The organism is Duganella fentianensis (genome assembly GCF_009857835.1).
GTDB lineage: Bacteria > Pseudomonadota > Gammaproteobacteria > Burkholderiales > Burkholderiaceae_D > Rugamonas > Rugamonas fentianensis.
In genome coordinates this window covers 32,178-47,522 of record NZ_WWCL01000001.1, presented here as the reverse complement: position 1 = coordinate 47,522, position 15,345 = coordinate 32,178, and the positions used below count along the sequence as shown (strand labels likewise).

Genomic DNA, 15,345 nt, shown 5'->3' with positions numbered 1-15,345 from the left:
AATGTCAGACAGGGACAATACCCTGTCTTACAAATCATACAGCCCGGGCAAACCGAGGATGCGGCTCAGTTCTTCCAGTGCCGTGTGGACCTCGATCGCCAGTGCCGGATCGGCCAGATCGGCCGGTTCCAGACGGTCGCGGTAATGCTTCTCCACCCACGCCACCAGCGTGTGGTACAGGGTCTCCGTCATCACTACGCCTTGATGCATAGCAGCCGCCTCCGCATCCGTCAGCGCCACGCGCAGACGCAGACAGGCCGGACCACCACCATTGCGCATCGACTGGCGCAGATCGAAGTGGATCAGTTCATCGACGGCGTCGCCACTGGCCACCAGTCCTTGCAGATAGGCGGCAACGGCGGCGTTTTCCTGACATTCGTGCGGAATCACCAGCGCCATCTTGCCGTTGTCCTTGCTCAGCAACTGGCTGTTGAACAGGTAGCTGGCCACAGCATCGGCCACCGACACCTGCGCCGTATCGACGCGGATGGCATTCAGTTTGGCGCCCACACCATCCATGGCCTGACGCAGCTGCTCCAGACTGTTGGCCGTGTCGGCAAACGCCTGCTCGTGATAGAACAGCACATTGGCGTTGCCGACGGCGATCACGTCGTTATGAAACACACCCTGATCGATCACATCGGGATTCTGCTGGATGTAGACCGTACGGCCAGCGGACAGGCCGTGCAGACGGGCTACCGCCTGCGACGCTTCCAGCGTCTGGCGGGCCGGGTATTTTTTCGGCGCAGGCATCGCCACATCGAATTCCGAGCGGCCATACACAAACAGCTCCACCGCAGAGGCACCGTGTGCGCTGCACAAACGGGTGTGGTTGGCCGCGCCTTCATCGCCGAACGCCGGCGTGCCGGGCAAGGCATCGTGCACGGCAAAGTGCTGCTCGTCCTTGAAGATGGCACGCAGCGCACGGGCCGACTGGCTATGTTCGTGAGCGCGGTGCAGCTTGTTATTCAGATTGGCCGGCGTGAAATGGGTGCGGCCATCAGCCGTATCGGCCGACGGGCTGACGGTGGCCGCATTGGCCGTCCACATGGGCGAAGCGGAATAGGCACAGGCCAGCAGCACCGGCGCTTCCTTGGCGGCGCGCGACAGCACTTCGGCATCCGTGCCGGTAAAGCCGACGCTGCGCAGCAGACGGAAGTTAGGCCGGTCCTGCGGCGGCAGCAGCGCCTGACCAAAACCGCGCTGGGCCAGCGCACGCATTTTCGCCAGCCCTTGCAAAGCCGCCAGCTTGGGGTTGGAAGCGCTCTTGACGTTGCTGAACGAAGCCACGTTGCCGAACGACAGACCGGCATAGTTATGCGATGGCCCTACCAGACCGTCAAAATTGAATTCGCGTGCGCTCATGGCCGCTCCTTAGAAGTGCATGCCGGGCGACAGCTTGGCCGGCATTTCCAGTACATTGTTTTCGATCGAAGCGACCGGATAGGCACAGTAGTCGGCTGCGTAGTAGGCGCTAGGACGATGGTTGCCCGATTTGCCCACACCGCCGAACGGCGCGCTGCTGGCAGCACCCGTGGTCGGACGGTTCCAGTTGACGATGCCGGCGCGGGCACGTACCTGGAAGGTCTTCCACAGCTGTTCGTCGTTGGAGATCAGCGCCGCCGCCAGACCGAATTCGGTGGCATTGGCAGCCTTCATGGCGGCGTCGAAATCGGCCACGCGGATCACCTGCAGCAGCGGGCCAAACCATTCTTCGTCAGGGATGCCCTGCGCGTTGGTCACATCGACGATACCAGCCGACACAAAGCCGGTGTTCTCGTCCAGTTGACGCATCTGCAGCAGGCTCACACCGCCCTTGGCGATCATGTCGGCCTGTGCCTGCACCAGACGTTTGGCCACGGCAGCCGACACCACAGGGCCCATGAACGGTGCCGGTTCGGCGGCCGAAGCGCCGATCGTCAGGCGGCTGGCCACATCGACCAGACGGGCAACGATGGCATCGCCTTCGGTGCCGGCACGCACGATCAGGCGGCGCGCGCAGGTGCAGCGCTGGCCAGCCGAAATAAAGGCCGACGAAATCGCCATGAACACAGCTGCATCGATGTCTTTAACGTCCCACACCACCAGCGGATTGTTACCGCCCATTTCCAGCGCCAGCATCTTGCCCGGCTGGCCGCCGAACTGCTTGTGCAGCGCGCTTCCGGTCTGGCAGCTACCGGTGAACAGCACGCCATCCAGATGGGTATTCTGGCCCAGTGCCACGCCCGTATCGCGCGCACCATTGACCAGATTGATCACGCCTTTCGGCACGCCAGCCTGCTCCCACAGCTGCACGGTTTTCACGGCAGTGCGCGGCGCATATTCGCTCGGCTTGAACACCACCGTGTTACCGGCGATCAGGGCAGGCACGATATGGCCGTTCGGCAGGTGGCCGGGGAAGTTGTACGGACCGAACACGCCGAACACGCCGTGCGGACGGTGGCGCAGTACCGCTTCGCCATCGGCCACTTTGGCATGGGTTTCGCCGGTACGCGCGCCATACGACTGCACCGAGATATCGATCTTGTTAGCCATGGTGGTCACTTCGGTGCGGGCTTCCCACATAGGCTTGCCCACTTCTTCGGCGATCAGCAGCGCCAGCGCTTCAGCTTCCTGCTTGAGCAGATCGCGGAAACGGGTGCAAACGGCAATGCGTTCTTCCAGCGGCGTCAGCGCCCACGACTCGAACGCGGCACGCGCAGCGGCGCAAGCCTGTTCCACATCCTGTGCAGTCGATTCGCGGCTGGCCCAGGTCTGCTTGCCATTCGATGGATCGATGGTAATCAGTTCGGCACCGCTACCGGCGCTCCAGACGCCGTTGATGAAATTGCTCAGCACATTAGACATGGGGATTCTTCCTCGGATTGAGTGTCAGGGTACGCACGCTATCGCCGGGTTGGCAATGCAGGATTTTTTGTTCGTCTTCGGGCAGCGCGATAGCGCCGTTGACGGGTGCCGTCTGCGACAGGATCATGCGGAAGTCGCTCAGGTTGGTGTTCGAGATCAGCATAGGATCGCTGGCATCGGCATGCGGCGCACAGGCGATTTCGCCTGCCATCACGGGGCCGATTTCGGCCAGCATACTTTCGCGCATGGCGCGCAGTTCCGATACGCGGGCCTGCAGCACAGGGCCGGCATCGAAAATGTCCACATAGCCTTCGAAGTACAGGCCTTCCTGCTCCAGCAGGCGGCGTGCCGGCGCGGTCGAAGTGTGCACTTTGCCGATCACATCCTGCGCATCCTGCGGCAGATAGTCAACGTACATAGGCTGGCGCGGCATCAGTTCGGCGATGAAGGACTTCTTGCCCACGGCGGTCAGCGCATCGACGTGATCGAACTCCATCTTGAAGAAGTGGCGGCCCAGACCTTCGTAGAACGGCGAACGGCCACTCTCCTCCTGATAGCCGCGCATTTCCGCGATCAGCTTTTCCGTGAACAGGTGCGGGAACTGGGCGATGAACAGGAAGCGGCACTTGGACAGCAGCTTGCCGTTATTGCCGGTGCGGTAGTCCGGATGCAGGAACAGCGAGCACAGTTCCGTGCTACCCGTCAGATCGTTCGACAGGTACAGGGTTTCCATGCGCGTGAACACATCGATCTCGCGGCTCGAATGCACCAGCGTGCCGATGCGGTAGTTATAGAACGGTTCCGTCAGACCCACCGCACCCTTGATGGCGCACACGCCGGCGATGCGGCCGTTGTCGGTGTCTTCCATCACGAACATGTAGTCGCGCTTTTCCGGCGCGATGGTTTCCGCGAACGAGGCCACAGCCACGGCCAGACGGTCGCTCATCATCTTCATGTCGGGCTTGAGGGTGGTCATGCCGCTGCCAACCTGCGTCGCCATGACATACAGGGCATCGAGATCGTTAGCAGTAATAGCGCGTACAACTAGCATAGTGGTTCCACCTTAGATACGGACACAGATCACGGTATCGCCTTCGGTCACGCGCAGGGCTTCCTGCACATCGGCCGACAGCGCCACGTTGACTTGCGATTCCAGCGCCGCACAGTGGGTCACCACTGCACGGAATTGATGTTCGGCGGCAGCCGCCACGGCATAGCGCACTTGCGGCTCGCGGCCACGGTCCGGCGCTTCGTCGGCCAGCGCCACGCGCCGCTGCAAGGCACCGCTGAAGGTACGCAGCGAATTCTTGTGCGCCTGCAGGATAGGCCCGCCGTCAAAGATATCGATGTAGTCGTCCGCTTCGAAGCCCTCTGCCGTCAGCAGGTTGAAGGCCAGTTCGCCGGACGGATGGATCTGCCCCATGGCGGCCTGCGCATCGCCGGGCAGCAGCGGTACATAGACTGGATAGTGCGGCATCAGTTCGACGATCAGCGTGCGGTTACGTGCACCGCCTATCACCCGCTCGGCATCGAGGAAGTCCATCTTGAAGAATTTGCGGCCCAGCGCATCCCAGAACGGCGAACCGCCCGTGCTATCGGTCACGCCGGCCAGCGGCACGAAGAAGCGGTCCGAGAAGCGGTGCGGCGCCAGCACGGCAAACATCAGCCGCGCGCGCGACAGCAGCGCCGCTTCGGCCGTACCGTGTTCGCGCTCGCCCACGTAGAAGCTCGATAGCTGCGAATAGCCGGTCAGCTCGGAGCACAGCGTCAGCGCATGCACGCTGTGGCTGATGTTCAGATCGCGCGACACCTGCTGGATCACGTCATTACGGAACGAGAAATAGGTGCCGTTGGAACCTGCCGCCGCGAAGATGGCCGCCGTGCCCACGATGCCCGGCTCGCCCGGTGCTTCCAGCACCAGCAGATAGGCTTCCTCGCTGGGGATATCGACGTGGGCGGCAAACGAAGCGATGGAGCGCTCCACCATGGCGACGATTTTCTCGCGCGTCTTCGGCAAGGTGTGCACACCCGGCATGCTCACCGCCGCCAGCGCTTCAAGGGCGGCAATATCCGTCAGCTCGACCGGACGAACTACATACATGTGGACTCCTTCGTGTGGTGCACAGTGCAATACGAACTAGCCCGGCAACAGGGTGCCGGGCCTAAATGAAAGACGGCGGAACCAGTCCGCCGTTACTACCTGCTGCCTATCAGGCTGCAGCTTTGATCATTTGATCCAGCGACAGGCGCAGGATACGATCCGCTTCGGCGATCTGCTCGTCGCTGACGATCAGTGCTGGTGCCAGACGCAGCACGTCCATGCCGGCGATCAGCACCATCAGGCCATTCGCTTCGGCAGCGCGCTGGATGTCTTTCGAGCGGCCTTTCCACGCATCCGTCACCACCAGACCCAGCAGCAGGCCGGCGCCACGTACCTGACCGAACACCTGCGAATAGTCGGCCACCAGTTTTTCCATGGTCGAACGCAGCTTGGCGCTAGCTTCTTTCACGCGGGCCAGGAAAGCTGGCTGGTTGACGATTTCCAGCACGGTCAGCGCCACGCTGGTGGCCAGCGGGTTGCCGCCGTAGGTGGTGCCGTGGGTGCCCACGCTCAGTGCCTGTGCCAGTTCGCTGGTGGTCAGCATGGCGCCTATCGGGTAGCCATTGCCCAGCGCTTTGGCCGAGGTCAGGATGTCCGGAGTGATGCCGTAGGTCATGTAGTGGTACAGATCACCGGTACGGCCCATGCCGCACTGCACTTCGTCGAAGATCAGCAGCGCGCCGGTCTTGTTGCACAGCTCGCGCAGTTCTTTCAGGAAGGCCGGATCGGCCGGCATCACGCCGCCTTCGCCTTGCAGCGGCTCGACCACCACGGCGCAGACGTCATCGCCAATGGCAGCGCGGGCGCTTTCGATATCGTTGAACACGATGTGGTCGATCGAAGGAGGCAGTGGCTCGAAGCCTTCGGTGTACTTAGGCTGGCCGCCCACCGACACGGTGAACAGGGTACGGCCGTGGAACGATTGCAGGCACGATACGATGCGCGATTTGTGCGGGCCGAACTTGGTGTGGGCGTACTTACGCGCCAGCTTGAAAGCGGCTTCGTTGGCTTCCGCGCCGGAGTTGCAGAAGAATACGCGGTCAGCGAAGGTGGCTTCGGTCAGCGCCTTGGCCAGACGCAGCACAGGCTCGTTGGTGTAGCCATTGCCCAGATGCCACAGGGTGTTGGCCTGACGGGTCAGGGTGTCCACCACGGCAGGGTGGCAGTGGCCCAGTGCGGCCACGGCGATGCCGGAAGTGAAGTCCAGATAGTGCTTGCCATTCTGGTCCCACAGATCCAGGCCAGCGCCTCGTACTGGCACCATCGCTGCTGGTGCATAGGTCGGCACCAGAACTTCGTCAAAAGTTTGACGTGTTACAGGACGGTTGGCGATGGTTGAATCTAGCTTGGCGTTCATGGCATTCCCTATCAATGTTGGGTCAGTGCGGCACAGCACCGCGTGGACCCATTATAAAAAGCGGAATGCTAAAACTCTTTTCTAATGGCGACAAGGATTTTCACTTTTACCCAACAGGATAAAAGTTGACAATGTATACATTAACTGCCAGCATCGTCCAGCCGCACCTCCCCACTATTTACAGGAGACCCCTATGCTTTCCAAGCGTACGCTGTGTTTGCTGTTGCTGGCCACTGCCTGCTCCCTCCCTGCCCCCGCCCTGTATGCCGCCGACGACCCGGATGCCAGCTGGGCTGGCAAGCTGGAAAATGATCAGCTGCTGGCCACGCGCGCTGGCACCCGCCTGCAGGGCGCGCGCAACTGGATCGTGCGGCGCACTGCCGATCTGCTGATCATCGATGCGCCCGAAGGCGATACCCATCTGGCCATCATGGATTTACAGGCGCCGGACCTGGAGAGCGCTCTGCGCACCGTCTGGGCCAGCTACCAGCCCGGTTTTGCCCGAGCCATCAAACTCAGCACGCCCGCGCCGGCCAATGGCGGCTGGGACAGTGCTTTCAACGTGGATTATGAAACGTCCCCCAACGAACAGAAAACACTGGCCGCCTTTGCCCTGCAAAAAGGCACTAGCTGGACTATCGCCCTGATCGATGGCAGCGATGCCACCATCGCCAAACGGGGCGCCGCCCTGAACCAGATGGTGCGCAGTGCTGCTCCCCTGGCCTATCAGAAAGAAAGCTTTGCTGGCCGCAAGCCACAGCACATGGATGCGGCACGCATCGCCAAGCTGCGCAGCTTCCTCGAAGAAGCCATGGAACTGATCGGCATACCGGGCGCCGGCTTCGCCATACTGGACCAGAATCAGGTGGTGTATGAAGGCGGCGTCGGCGTGCGCAAGCTGGGCCAGCGCCAGCCCGTCGATGCCCACACGCGCTTTCTGGCGGCCTCCAACACCAAGGGTATGAGCACGCTGCTGCTGTCGACGCTGGTCGACGAAGGCAGGCTGCGCTGGAACCAGCCCGTGCAGCAAGTCTTCCCCGGCTTCCAGTTAGGCAGTGCGGACGTCAGTGCCAAGGTGGAAATACGTCATCTGGTATGTGCTTGCACCGGCCTGCCACGGCAGGATTTCGAATGGATCTTCGAGTACCGCAATGCCACACCGGATACTTCGCTAAAACTATTGTCCAGCAATAGCCCGACCAGCGGCTTCGGCGAGGTTTTCCAGTACAACAATCTGATGGCCTCTGCCGCCGGCTATATCGGCGGCCATCTGGTCTACCCCGAGCTGCCGCTCGGTGCGGCCTACGACAAAGCCATGCAGAAGCGCATCTTCGATCCGCTCGGCATGCAGGACTCCACCTTCGATATGGCACGCGGCCAGCATGGCAACTACGCGCGCCCGCACGGGCTGGATCGCCATAACAAGGTGGCCGAGCTGCCGATGACGCTCAATTACGCCGTCGTGCCCCACCGTCCGGCCGGAGGCGTCTGGACTTCGGCCCACGACCTGATCCGCTATGTGCAGCTGGAAGCCAATCAGGGCAAGCTGCCGGACGGCCGGCAGCTGGTATCGGCCGAAAATCTGCTGATGCGGCGCCAGCCGCAGGTCAGCACCGGCAACCAGACCTTCTACGGCATGGGCCTGTCCGTCGATAGCAGCATGGGCGTGGATGTGGTCCACCATGGCGGCAGCCTGTTCGGCTACAAGAGCGACTGGTATCTGCTGCCTGATGCCGGCATAGGCGCGGTGCTGCTGACCAATTCGGAACAGGGCCGCGTACTGCTGGGCGCTTTCCAGCGGCGCTTGCTGGAACTGGTGTATGACGGTGAAGAAACGGCCATGAAGAATCTGCGTACCCGCGTGGCTGCCGAGAAGGCCGAATTCAGCAAGAACTACCAGAGCTATATCCTGCCCGCGCAGGATGCCAGCCGGCTGGCACGGCGCTATCACAGCAAGGAGCTGGGCGAACTGAAGGTGCGCCATCAGGGCAAAGAGCTGATCTTCGATTTCGGCGAATGGCAGTCCGGCATGGCCTCACGCAAGAACGCCGATGGTACGCTGACCTACCTCACGCTCGATCAGGGCTTTGCACCTGACCCGTTCGAGTTCACCGTGACGCAGCACCAAGGCAGGCGGGCACTGGTCACGCACGATGGCCAGCATGACTATTTCTTCGTCGAACAGAAATAGCCCTTCCAGTCCCTAGGCCGGGGGCGCCAGTTTGCGCTGGCGCTCCTCGCGCGGGGTATTGCCGAACAGGGCGCCAAACGCCGTGGAAAAGTGCGAGCCGGAAGAGAAGCCACACATCAGCCCCACCTGCACGATGGAATGATTAGTTTCCAGCAGCAACTGGCGCGCCCGCTGCAGCCGCAGTTCCAGATAGTAGCGCGACGGCAGGCTGCCCAGATACTGCTTGAACAGGCGCTCGAGCTGACGGCGCGACAGCCCCACCAGATTGGCGATATCGTCGGTAGACAGCGGTTCTTCCAGATTGGTTTCCATCAGCGTCACGGCTTCGGACAGGCGCGGCTGCAAGGCGCCGAAGCGGGCCTGCAGGGCCACGCGCTGGCGCTCGTCATGGCCGCGCACGCGTTCCACGCACAGGCTTTCCTTGATGCTGGCCTGCACGGTAGCGCCAAACAGGGCTTCGATCAGGGTCAGCGAAAAATCGATACTGGCCGCCCCGCCGCAGCAACTCAGGTGACGGCCATCGAGTGCAAACAGATTCGGCGTGAGCACGGCGCGCTCGCTAAAGCTTTCCGTCTCCGCATACAGCGACCATGGCAGGGCAATGCGCACGCCGGCCATGGCACCGGCGGCCGCCAGCCACAGCACGCCCGCGCCGACGCCGCCCCAGTAATCGGCCGAGCGGCAGCGCTCGATCACGGCGCGTATCAGTTCCGGTGCCAGCGGTGCCTGCTGCTCGTCGGCCACCAGCAGCGCGATATGCCAGCCCGGCTGGGCCAGCACCACCTGTGTGGGCGACATGGTTTCCAGATGCAGCACCTCGCGCCCCAGCGCGGCCGCCGCAAGGCGCAGCGGCTGCACCAGCCCGGCCCAGCTGATGGCGTCCGCCTCCCCTGCATTCACCAGCAGTATGCGCAGGGGGCGCTGTTGCGCCAGAGGGGCGAGAGCTTCGAAAGACATGGGCGGCTAGTTTACTCCGGTGCCAGCGCGGCAGCAGGACGTTCCGTGCTCCACTGGCTGACGATCATGCCGGAAATCAGCAGGCCGGCGCCCAGCAGGCCATTCCACGCCAGCGTTTCACCGAGCCAGAAGTAGGCAAAGATGGCAGCGCAGCCCGGCTCGAAAGCATAGATCACGGCGGCCTCGTTGGCGCTGCTGTGGCTCTGACCCCAGGTCTGCAGCGAAATGATGGCAGCCGTAGCCACCGTGCCCAGATACAGCAGATTCCAGCCATAGGTATGCAGGCCGGTGCTGATGTAGGCTATGTAGTTCGGTAATTCTTCGGCGCGCTCGGCACTGCCTAGCGGTACTTCGCGGATCAGCAGCCAGAGCGCCGCGCACAGCGCCACGGTAACGATCTGCGCCGCCGTCAGCGTCATCAGGCGCTCGACCTTGCGGGTGGTGGTTTCCATCAGCTTGACGTAGATCCCGAAGAACAGCGCGCACAGCAGCGCCAGCGTATCGCCGCGGCCCCAGGTAAAACTGCCCTCCCAGCACAGCGCAAACAGGCCGGCCAGTGCCAGCGCGAGTGCCAGCATGATGCGGCGCTCCAGCTTCGCGCCCATCAGCACGCCCAGCAGGGGTGGCACCATCACGTTCAGGCCCGTCACGAAAGCATTGCGGTTGGAACTGGTCAGAGCCAGCCCTTCGATCTGGAACACGTAGCACAGAAACAACACCACACCGGCCACAGCCCCCCAGCCGAGGTCACGCAAGTGTGCGCGCCACAGAAACGGCAACAGCAGCAGGCTGGCCAGCGCGAAGCGGCACAGCACGATCCAGCTGGCCGACAGATAGCCCGTCATGTCTTTCATTGCAGGGAAAGTCGTGCCCCAGACCAGGGTAACGATGAGTAAAGCGCTAATGCCTCGCAAGTGTTGTGACATTTCTGGCAATCCAAAAGAGCGGAGCCAACATTGTACGCTGCAGCGTTTCAGTTGGCGATGCGGCTATAATCATGGCCTATGGGTGAACGATTCTTGAAGAGCATCCGGCTACTGGCCGAATGTATGCAGGGCTATGAACGCCTCTCTGGCTGTTATGTACGCCAGAGTGGTCTGACACATGCCCAGTTCGACATCATCGCCACACTGGGCAACACCGCCGGCATGTCTTACAAGGAACTCGGAGAAAAGACTCTGATAACCAAGGGCACGCTGACGGGTGTGATCGAACGGCTGGAGCAGAAAGGGCTGGTGGAGCGCCAGCGCAGCGATTGCGACAAGCGCTCTTTCTTCGTGCGCCTGACGGCAGAAGGCGAGCGTACCTTTGCCTGCGCCTTCCCGCAGGTGGTGCAGCAGAGCGGTAAAGCTTTTGCCCACTACAGCGAGGAAGATTTCCGCGCGCTCGAAGCCAGCCTGAGCACGCTCAAGGCCGCCATCACGACCAGTTTGCAGGAATGCCCGTCCACCCCTGACTCAACCAAGGAAAACTTTTGAAAACGACATTGATCGCCGGCGTGAAGCCCGCCAAATTCGACAAACACATCATCGGCAACCTGCTGCTGAATCAGGCAACGGAAGACGAAGTACGCATGGAAAAACTGCTGATCGGCGTGCGCAATGAAGATGGCGAAATCTACCGCCTGATCGGCGCCACCAAACCGAACAGCTTCATGAACGCAGTAGAAGAACTGGGCGAACTGGATCTGATCGACGAACTCAAAGACTACGACGATCCGCAGGATGGCTACGACGCCATCTTCAGCGAAGAGTAATTTCTTACGACTCCTCGCGTATCCCCAGCTCGGCGCGCCAGCTTTTCAGCAGCACGCCGCGCCGCACGGGATAGCGCTCTGCCAGCGTCTGCACGGCGCTGATGCGGTCGATGCGGAAATGCCGGTAGGCGGAACGCATCTCGCACCATGCGGCTAGCAGGCGCTTGCCTTCGAAGAAGGCCAGCGCAAACGGCCACACCATGCGTTCGGTCGCCCGCCCCTGTTCATCACAGTAAGACAGCTGCAGCCGCTGCTGGTAGCGGATCGCCTCGCGCACGGGCTGCACATGCGCATCGCTGACGGCGCTGGCGTCGTCGCCGATGGGCACCCAGAGGCTGGTCTCGGCCATATCGTCGCGCAAGTCTTTCGGCGTGGCGGCAGCGATGCGTGCCAGCGCACTCTGGGCCGCAGCAGCCAGCCCCGCATCACCCTGCCGCCGGACCCAGCGCGCACCCAGCACCAGCGCTTCGATTTCATCCACATTGAACATCAGCGGCGGCAGAAAGCTGCCCGCCTTGAGCCGGTAGCCGATGCCGGCCTCGCCTTCCAGCGGCGCACCCAGATCACCCAGCGTCTTGATATCACGATAGATAGTCCGCTCGGACACCCCCAGCTGCTCGGCCAGCCGCGCCGCCGTCACGGGATGGCGGTAACCGCGCAGCGCATCCATCAGCACAAACAAACGCCCACTACGACTCATACGGACCCCGAATAAAAAATCCCCCGATGAACTGCGCGCTCAGCGGGGGATCGTTGCAACCGTTAGCGCTTAAACCACGGCGCCGTCAGTCTCGTCTTTTTCCTTGACCGGCTTGATCAGGTCTTCACGCTTCACGCCCAGCCACATGGCCACGGCAGCAGCCACGAACACGGACGAGTAGATACCGAAGCAGATACCGATGGTCAGCGCCATGGCGAAGAAGTGCAGCGTTGGGCCGCCCAGGAACAGCATCGACAGCACCATCATCTGGGTACAGCCGTGGGTGATGATGGTACGCGAGATGGTCGAGGTGATCGCATTGTCGATCACTTCATGCACCGAAGCTTTACGCTGCTTGCGGAAGTTCTCGCGAATCCGGTCGAAAATAACCACCGATTCATTCACCGAGTAACCGAGCACCGCCAGCACACCGGCCAGCACGGTCAGCGAGAATTCCCACTGGAAGAAGGCGAAGAAGCCCAGAATGATCACCACGTCGTGCAAGTTAGCGATAATCGCAGCAACCGCAAACTTCCACTCGAAGCGGATGGCCAGATAGATCATCACACCCACCACCACGGCGGCCAGTGCTTTCAGGCCATTCTCGGTCAGCTCGTCGCCCACCTGCGGACCAACGAACTCCACCTTCTGCAGCGACACCGCTTCGGCGCCGGCCGCATCGGCGCAGCTCTGCTTGACCACGTGCTCGCCCTTGGCGGTGACCGTGTCGATGTCTTTCAGGCTGCCGCTTTCGGCTTTGCACAGTGCGTCGAACACCTGTGCCGAAGCGTCTTTCGGCGTGACGTTCTTCACCACCGGCAGACGCAGCATCACGTCATGCGCAGTGCCGAAGCTGGTCGCTTCCGGCTGTTCGTAGCCGATCTTTTCCAGCGTGCCGCGTATCCGTTCCAGATTCGCCGCCTGCTGGTAGCGCAGTTCCATCACCGTACCGCCGGTGAATTCCACCGACAGGTGCAATCCCTTATGCAGCAGGAAGAACACGGCCGCCACGAAGGTCAACGCCGAAATGACGTTGAACACCAGCGCGTGGCGCATGAACGGGATGTCTTTTTTAATGCGGAAAAATTCCATGTTTACAGTCCCTGTTTATTTCTGACTATTTCTGATCCGGTACCCAGACGGTACCGATGGCGATAGCTTGCAGCTTCTTCTTGCGGCCGTACCACAGGTTGACCACACCGCGCGACACAAACACGGCGGAGAACATCGAGGTCAGAATACCCAGCGTGTGTACCACGGCGAAGCCGCGCACGGGACCGGAACCGAAGGCCCACAGTGCCAGACCAACGATCAGGGTGGTCACGTTAGAGTCGATAATGGTGGCCCATGCGCGCTCGAAGCCGGCCGAAATGGCTGCCTGCGGCGAAGCGCCGGCACGCAGTTCTTCCCGCACACGCTCGTTAATCAGCACGTTGGAGTCAATCGCCATACCCAGCGCCAGCGCAATTGCGGCCATGCCTGGCAGCGTCAGGGTAGCCTGCATCAGCGACAGCAGCGCCACCAGCAGCAGCAGGTTGACGCCCAGCGCCAGCACGCTGAAGAAGCCGAACATCATGTAGTAGACCAGCATGAACACGGCAATCGCGGCAAAGCCGTAGATGGTCGAGTGCATACCTTTGGCGATGTTTTCCGCACCCAGCGCAGGGCCGATGGTACGTTCTTCGATCACTTCCATCGGTGCCGACAGCGCGCCGGAGCGCAGCAGCAGCGCCAGCTCGGCCGAGTTCTCGGCGTTGCCCATACCGGTGATCTGGAAGCTGCTACCGAATTCGCTCTGGATGGTGGCGACCGACAGCACTTCCGGCTTGCCTTTTTCAAACAGCACGATGGCCATGCGCTTGCCCACGTTGTCGCGGGTCAGGTCACGCATCTTGCGGCCACCATCACCGTTCAGGGTGATGCTGACAGCTGCCTGCTGGTTCTGGTCGAAGCTGGCGATCGCGCTGGAGATGTAATCACCAGTGATGACCACGTCCTTGCTCAGTACCACAGGCACGTTGCGGCCCACGGTGAACAGCTCGGAGTTGAACGGAACCGCCGACGACAGTTCGGTGCCCGGGGTGATGGAGTTATCCACCATGCGCACTTCCAGCGTGGCGGTACGGCCGATCACGGCACGCGCACGGGCCACGTCCTGCACGCCCGGCAGCTGCACCACGATACGATCAGGGCCTTGCTGCTGGATGACCGGCTCGGCCACACCCAGTTCGTTCACCCGTTTCGACAGGGTGGAGATATTCTGCTTCACGCCATCATCGATGGTCTGCTTGAGGGCAGCCGGTTTCAGGCTCACCACGGTTTTCAGCGCATCGCCTTCGCCGCTATCAACGAACGACAGGTCGCCCAGCTGGCTGGCCAGTACGTCCTTGGCTTTCTGGCGGGTGGCATCGTCGCGGAAGCGGATTTCGATGTTGTCGCCCACGCGGTCGATACCGGCGTGACGCACATTCTTGTCGCGCAGCTGGCTACGCGCCGCAGCCTGAATACCCTGCACGCGCTTGTTCAGCACGGCCTTGGTATCCACCTGCATCAGGAAGTGCACACCGCCGCGCAGGTCCAGACCGAGGTACATCGGCAGGGCGTGCAGCGATTGCATCCATTTAGGGGTGTCCGATTGCAGATTCAGTGCCACCAGATAGGTCGGGTCGGCCGGATCGGCATTCAGACCTTTTTCCAGCACGGCCTTGGCGCGGAACTGGATATCAGGGTCGGCAAAGCGGGCGCGCACGGAAGCGTAGGTGCCGCTGCCATCGAAGGCGATGCCGTTGTTGGCGATGTTGGCTGCTTTCAGCACATCGTCCACCTTGGCCACCATATCGGCCGTCATCTTGACGGTGGATTTACCACTCGTCACTTGAACCGCAGGCGACTGGCCGAAATAGTTGGGCGCCGTGAACAGTGCGCCCAGCAGCACGGCCGCGAGGATCAGTATGTATTTCCAGAGAGGATAGCGATTCATAATTTCAACGTTGTAGTGTGGCGTTGGATGCAACACGGCCCGCGTCTAAGCGGGCCGCAGCAATTACAGCGTTTTCAGCGTGCCCTTAGGCAGCAGCATGGTGACGGAGTTTTTCTGCACCACCAGTTCGGTGCCGCTCGAAACTTCCAGGGTCACGTACAGATCGGTCACTTTGACTACTTTGCCCAGCACGCCGCCGGCCGTCACGACTTCGTCGCCCTTGGTCAGCGCGTCCATCATGGCTTTCTGTTCTTTCATGCGCTTTTGCTGAGGACGAATCATCAGGAAATACATCGCAACGAACATCAGGATCAGCGGCAGGAAGCTACCGATGTTGCCACCCAGACCGAGTGCGTCGAGCGGGGAAGCGGATTGGGCGTATGCGTTGGAAATGAACACAGGTGACTCCGATAATAGTTAAAAAAATTAGCGCTGTATTCTAGCACTGGCCGGAAG

The 15,345-nt window shown here is 61.5% G+C and carries 14 protein-coding genes; 3 read left to right on the top strand and 11 right to left on the bottom strand.

What is annotated here, in order from left to right; translation table 11 throughout:
• Positions 1–27: 27 nt before the first annotated feature.
• From astB to astC, 5 genes are all read right to left on the bottom strand, one after another.
• Entirely contained in the window at positions 28–1,365 is a 1,338-nt protein-coding gene (gene astB, locus GTP23_RS00205; RefSeq protein WP_161033367.1) for an N-succinylarginine dihydrolase, read from the bottom strand.
• A 9-nt stretch (positions 1,366–1,374) separates the two neighbouring features.
• Positions 1,375–2,838, bottom strand: a complete 1,464-nt coding sequence (gene astD / locus GTP23_RS00200) for a succinylglutamate-semialdehyde dehydrogenase (protein WP_371866850.1) — start codon at positions 2,836–2,838, stop codon at positions 1,375–1,377.
• Position 2,839: 1 nt separating this feature from the next.
• The gene (astA, locus tag GTP23_RS00195) at positions 2,840–3,898 is read right to left on the bottom strand and encodes an arginine N-succinyltransferase (protein ID WP_161033365.1); all 1,059 of its coding nucleotides are present in this window, start codon (positions 3,896–3,898) and stop codon (positions 2,840–2,842) included.
• Between the two features lie 12 nt (positions 3,899–3,910).
• Positions 3,911–4,948 carry an arginine N-succinyltransferase gene (locus tag GTP23_RS00190; protein ID WP_161033364.1) on the bottom strand — a complete coding sequence of 346 codons (1,038 nt, stop codon included), beginning with the start codon at positions 4,946–4,948 and terminating at the stop codon, positions 3,911–3,913.
• Positions 4,949–5,057: 109 nt separating this feature from the next.
• Positions 5,058–6,305: an acetylornithine/succinylornithine family transaminase gene (gene astC, locus GTP23_RS00185; protein WP_161033363.1), complete on the bottom strand. Its 1,248-nt coding sequence runs from the start codon at positions 6,303–6,305 to the stop codon at positions 5,058–5,060.
• Between the two features lie 193 nt (positions 6,306–6,498).
• On the opposite strand from astC, the gene GTP23_RS00180 reads away from it, so the two are divergent.
• A complete protein-coding gene (locus GTP23_RS00180) occupies positions 6,499–8,496 on the top strand; it encodes a serine hydrolase domain-containing protein (protein WP_229255871.1) in 1,998 nt (665 codons plus the stop codon).
• 12 nt (positions 8,497–8,508) lie between these two features.
• On the opposite strand, the gene GTP23_RS00175 is transcribed toward GTP23_RS00180, so the two are convergent.
• The gene (locus tag GTP23_RS00175; protein ID WP_161033362.1) at positions 8,509–9,453 is read right to left on the bottom strand and encodes a GlxA family transcriptional regulator; all 945 of its coding nucleotides are present in this window, start codon (positions 9,451–9,453) and stop codon (positions 8,509–8,511) included.
• Positions 9,454–9,464: 11 nt separating this feature from the next.
• Positions 9,465–10,379, bottom strand: coding sequence for a DMT family transporter (locus GTP23_RS00170; RefSeq protein ID WP_161033361.1), 915 nt, complete (start codon positions 10,377–10,379; stop codon positions 9,465–9,467).
• Between the two features lie 78 nt (positions 10,380–10,457).
• On the opposite strand from GTP23_RS00170, the gene GTP23_RS00165 reads away from it, so the two are divergent.
• Together GTP23_RS00165 and GTP23_RS00160 are read left to right on the top strand one after the other, a co-directional pair.
• Positions 10,458–10,931, top strand: coding sequence for a MarR family winged helix-turn-helix transcriptional regulator (locus GTP23_RS00165; protein WP_155436602.1), 474 nt, complete (start codon positions 10,458–10,460; stop codon positions 10,929–10,931).
• Positions 10,928–11,209, top strand: a complete 282-nt coding sequence (locus GTP23_RS00160; protein WP_155436603.1) for a hypothetical protein — start codon at positions 10,928–10,930, stop codon at positions 11,207–11,209. Before GTP23_RS00165 ends, GTP23_RS00160 begins: the two co-directional genes overlap by 4 nt.
• Positions 11,210–11,213: 4 nt before the next feature.
• Here GTP23_RS00160 and GTP23_RS00155 read toward each other — a convergent pair whose 3' ends face one another.
• The 4 genes from GTP23_RS00155 to yajC all read right to left on the bottom strand — a co-directional run bounded on the left by GTP23_RS00155 (position 11,214) and on the right by yajC (position 15,288).
• Entirely contained in the window at positions 11,214–11,909 is a 696-nt protein-coding gene (locus GTP23_RS00155) for a helix-turn-helix transcriptional regulator (RefSeq protein WP_202411855.1), read from the bottom strand.
• 69 nt (positions 11,910–11,978) lie between these two features.
• Complete coding sequence (secF, locus tag GTP23_RS00150; protein WP_155436604.1) at positions 11,979–13,001, bottom strand: protein translocase subunit SecF; 1,023 nt, start codon at positions 12,999–13,001, stop codon at positions 11,979–11,981.
• Positions 13,002–13,026: 25 nt separating this feature from the next.
• Positions 13,027–14,889: a protein translocase subunit SecD gene (gene secD, locus GTP23_RS00145; protein ID WP_155436605.1), complete on the bottom strand. Its 1,863-nt coding sequence runs from the start codon at positions 14,887–14,889 to the stop codon at positions 13,027–13,029.
• A gap of 63 nt (positions 14,890–14,952) precedes the next feature.
• Positions 14,953–15,288, bottom strand: coding sequence for a preprotein translocase subunit YajC (gene yajC, locus GTP23_RS00140; protein ID WP_161033360.1), 336 nt, complete (start codon positions 15,286–15,288; stop codon positions 14,953–14,955).
• Positions 15,289–15,345 lie beyond the last annotated feature (57 nt).

What these genes read in the sequence shown, in the direction of transcription:
- astB (WP_161033367.1), bottom strand. Translation starts at nt 1,365, where the DNA reads ATGAGCGCACGCGAATTCAATTTTGACGGTCTGGTAGGGCCATCGCAT.
- astA (WP_161033365.1), bottom strand. Translation starts at nt 3,898, where the DNA reads ATGCTAGTTGTACGCGCTATTACTGCTAACGATCTCGATGCCCTGTAT.
- GTP23_RS00190 (WP_161033364.1), bottom strand. Translation starts at nt 4,948, where the DNA reads ATGTATGTAGTTCGTCCGGTCGAGCTGACGGATATTGCCGCCCTTGAA.
- astC (WP_161033363.1), bottom strand. Translation starts at nt 6,305, where the DNA reads ATGAACGCCAAGCTAGATTCAACCATCGCCAACCGTCCTGTAACACGT.
- GTP23_RS00180 (WP_229255871.1), top strand. Translation starts at nt 6,499, where the DNA reads ATGCTTTCCAAGCGTACGCTGTGTTTGCTGTTGCTGGCCACTGCCTGC.
- GTP23_RS00175 (WP_161033362.1), bottom strand. Translation starts at nt 9,453, where the DNA reads ATGTCTTTCGAAGCTCTCGCCCCTCTGGCGCAACAGCGCCCCCTGCGC.
- GTP23_RS00170 (WP_161033361.1), bottom strand. Translation starts at nt 10,379, where the DNA reads ATGTCACAACACTTGCGAGGCATTAGCGCTTTACTCATCGTTACCCTG.
- GTP23_RS00165 (WP_155436602.1), top strand. Translation starts at nt 10,458, where the DNA reads ATGGGTGAACGATTCTTGAAGAGCATCCGGCTACTGGCCGAATGTATG.
- GTP23_RS00155 (WP_202411855.1), bottom strand. Translation starts at nt 11,909, where the DNA reads ATGAGTCGTAGTGGGCGTTTGTTTGTGCTGATGGATGCGCTGCGCGGT.
- secF (WP_155436604.1), bottom strand. Translation starts at nt 13,001, where the DNA reads ATGGAATTTTTCCGCATTAAAAAAGACATCCCGTTCATGCGCCACGCG.
- secD (WP_155436605.1), bottom strand. Translation starts at nt 14,889, where the DNA reads ATGAATCGCTATCCTCTCTGGAAATACATACTGATCCTCGCGGCCGTG.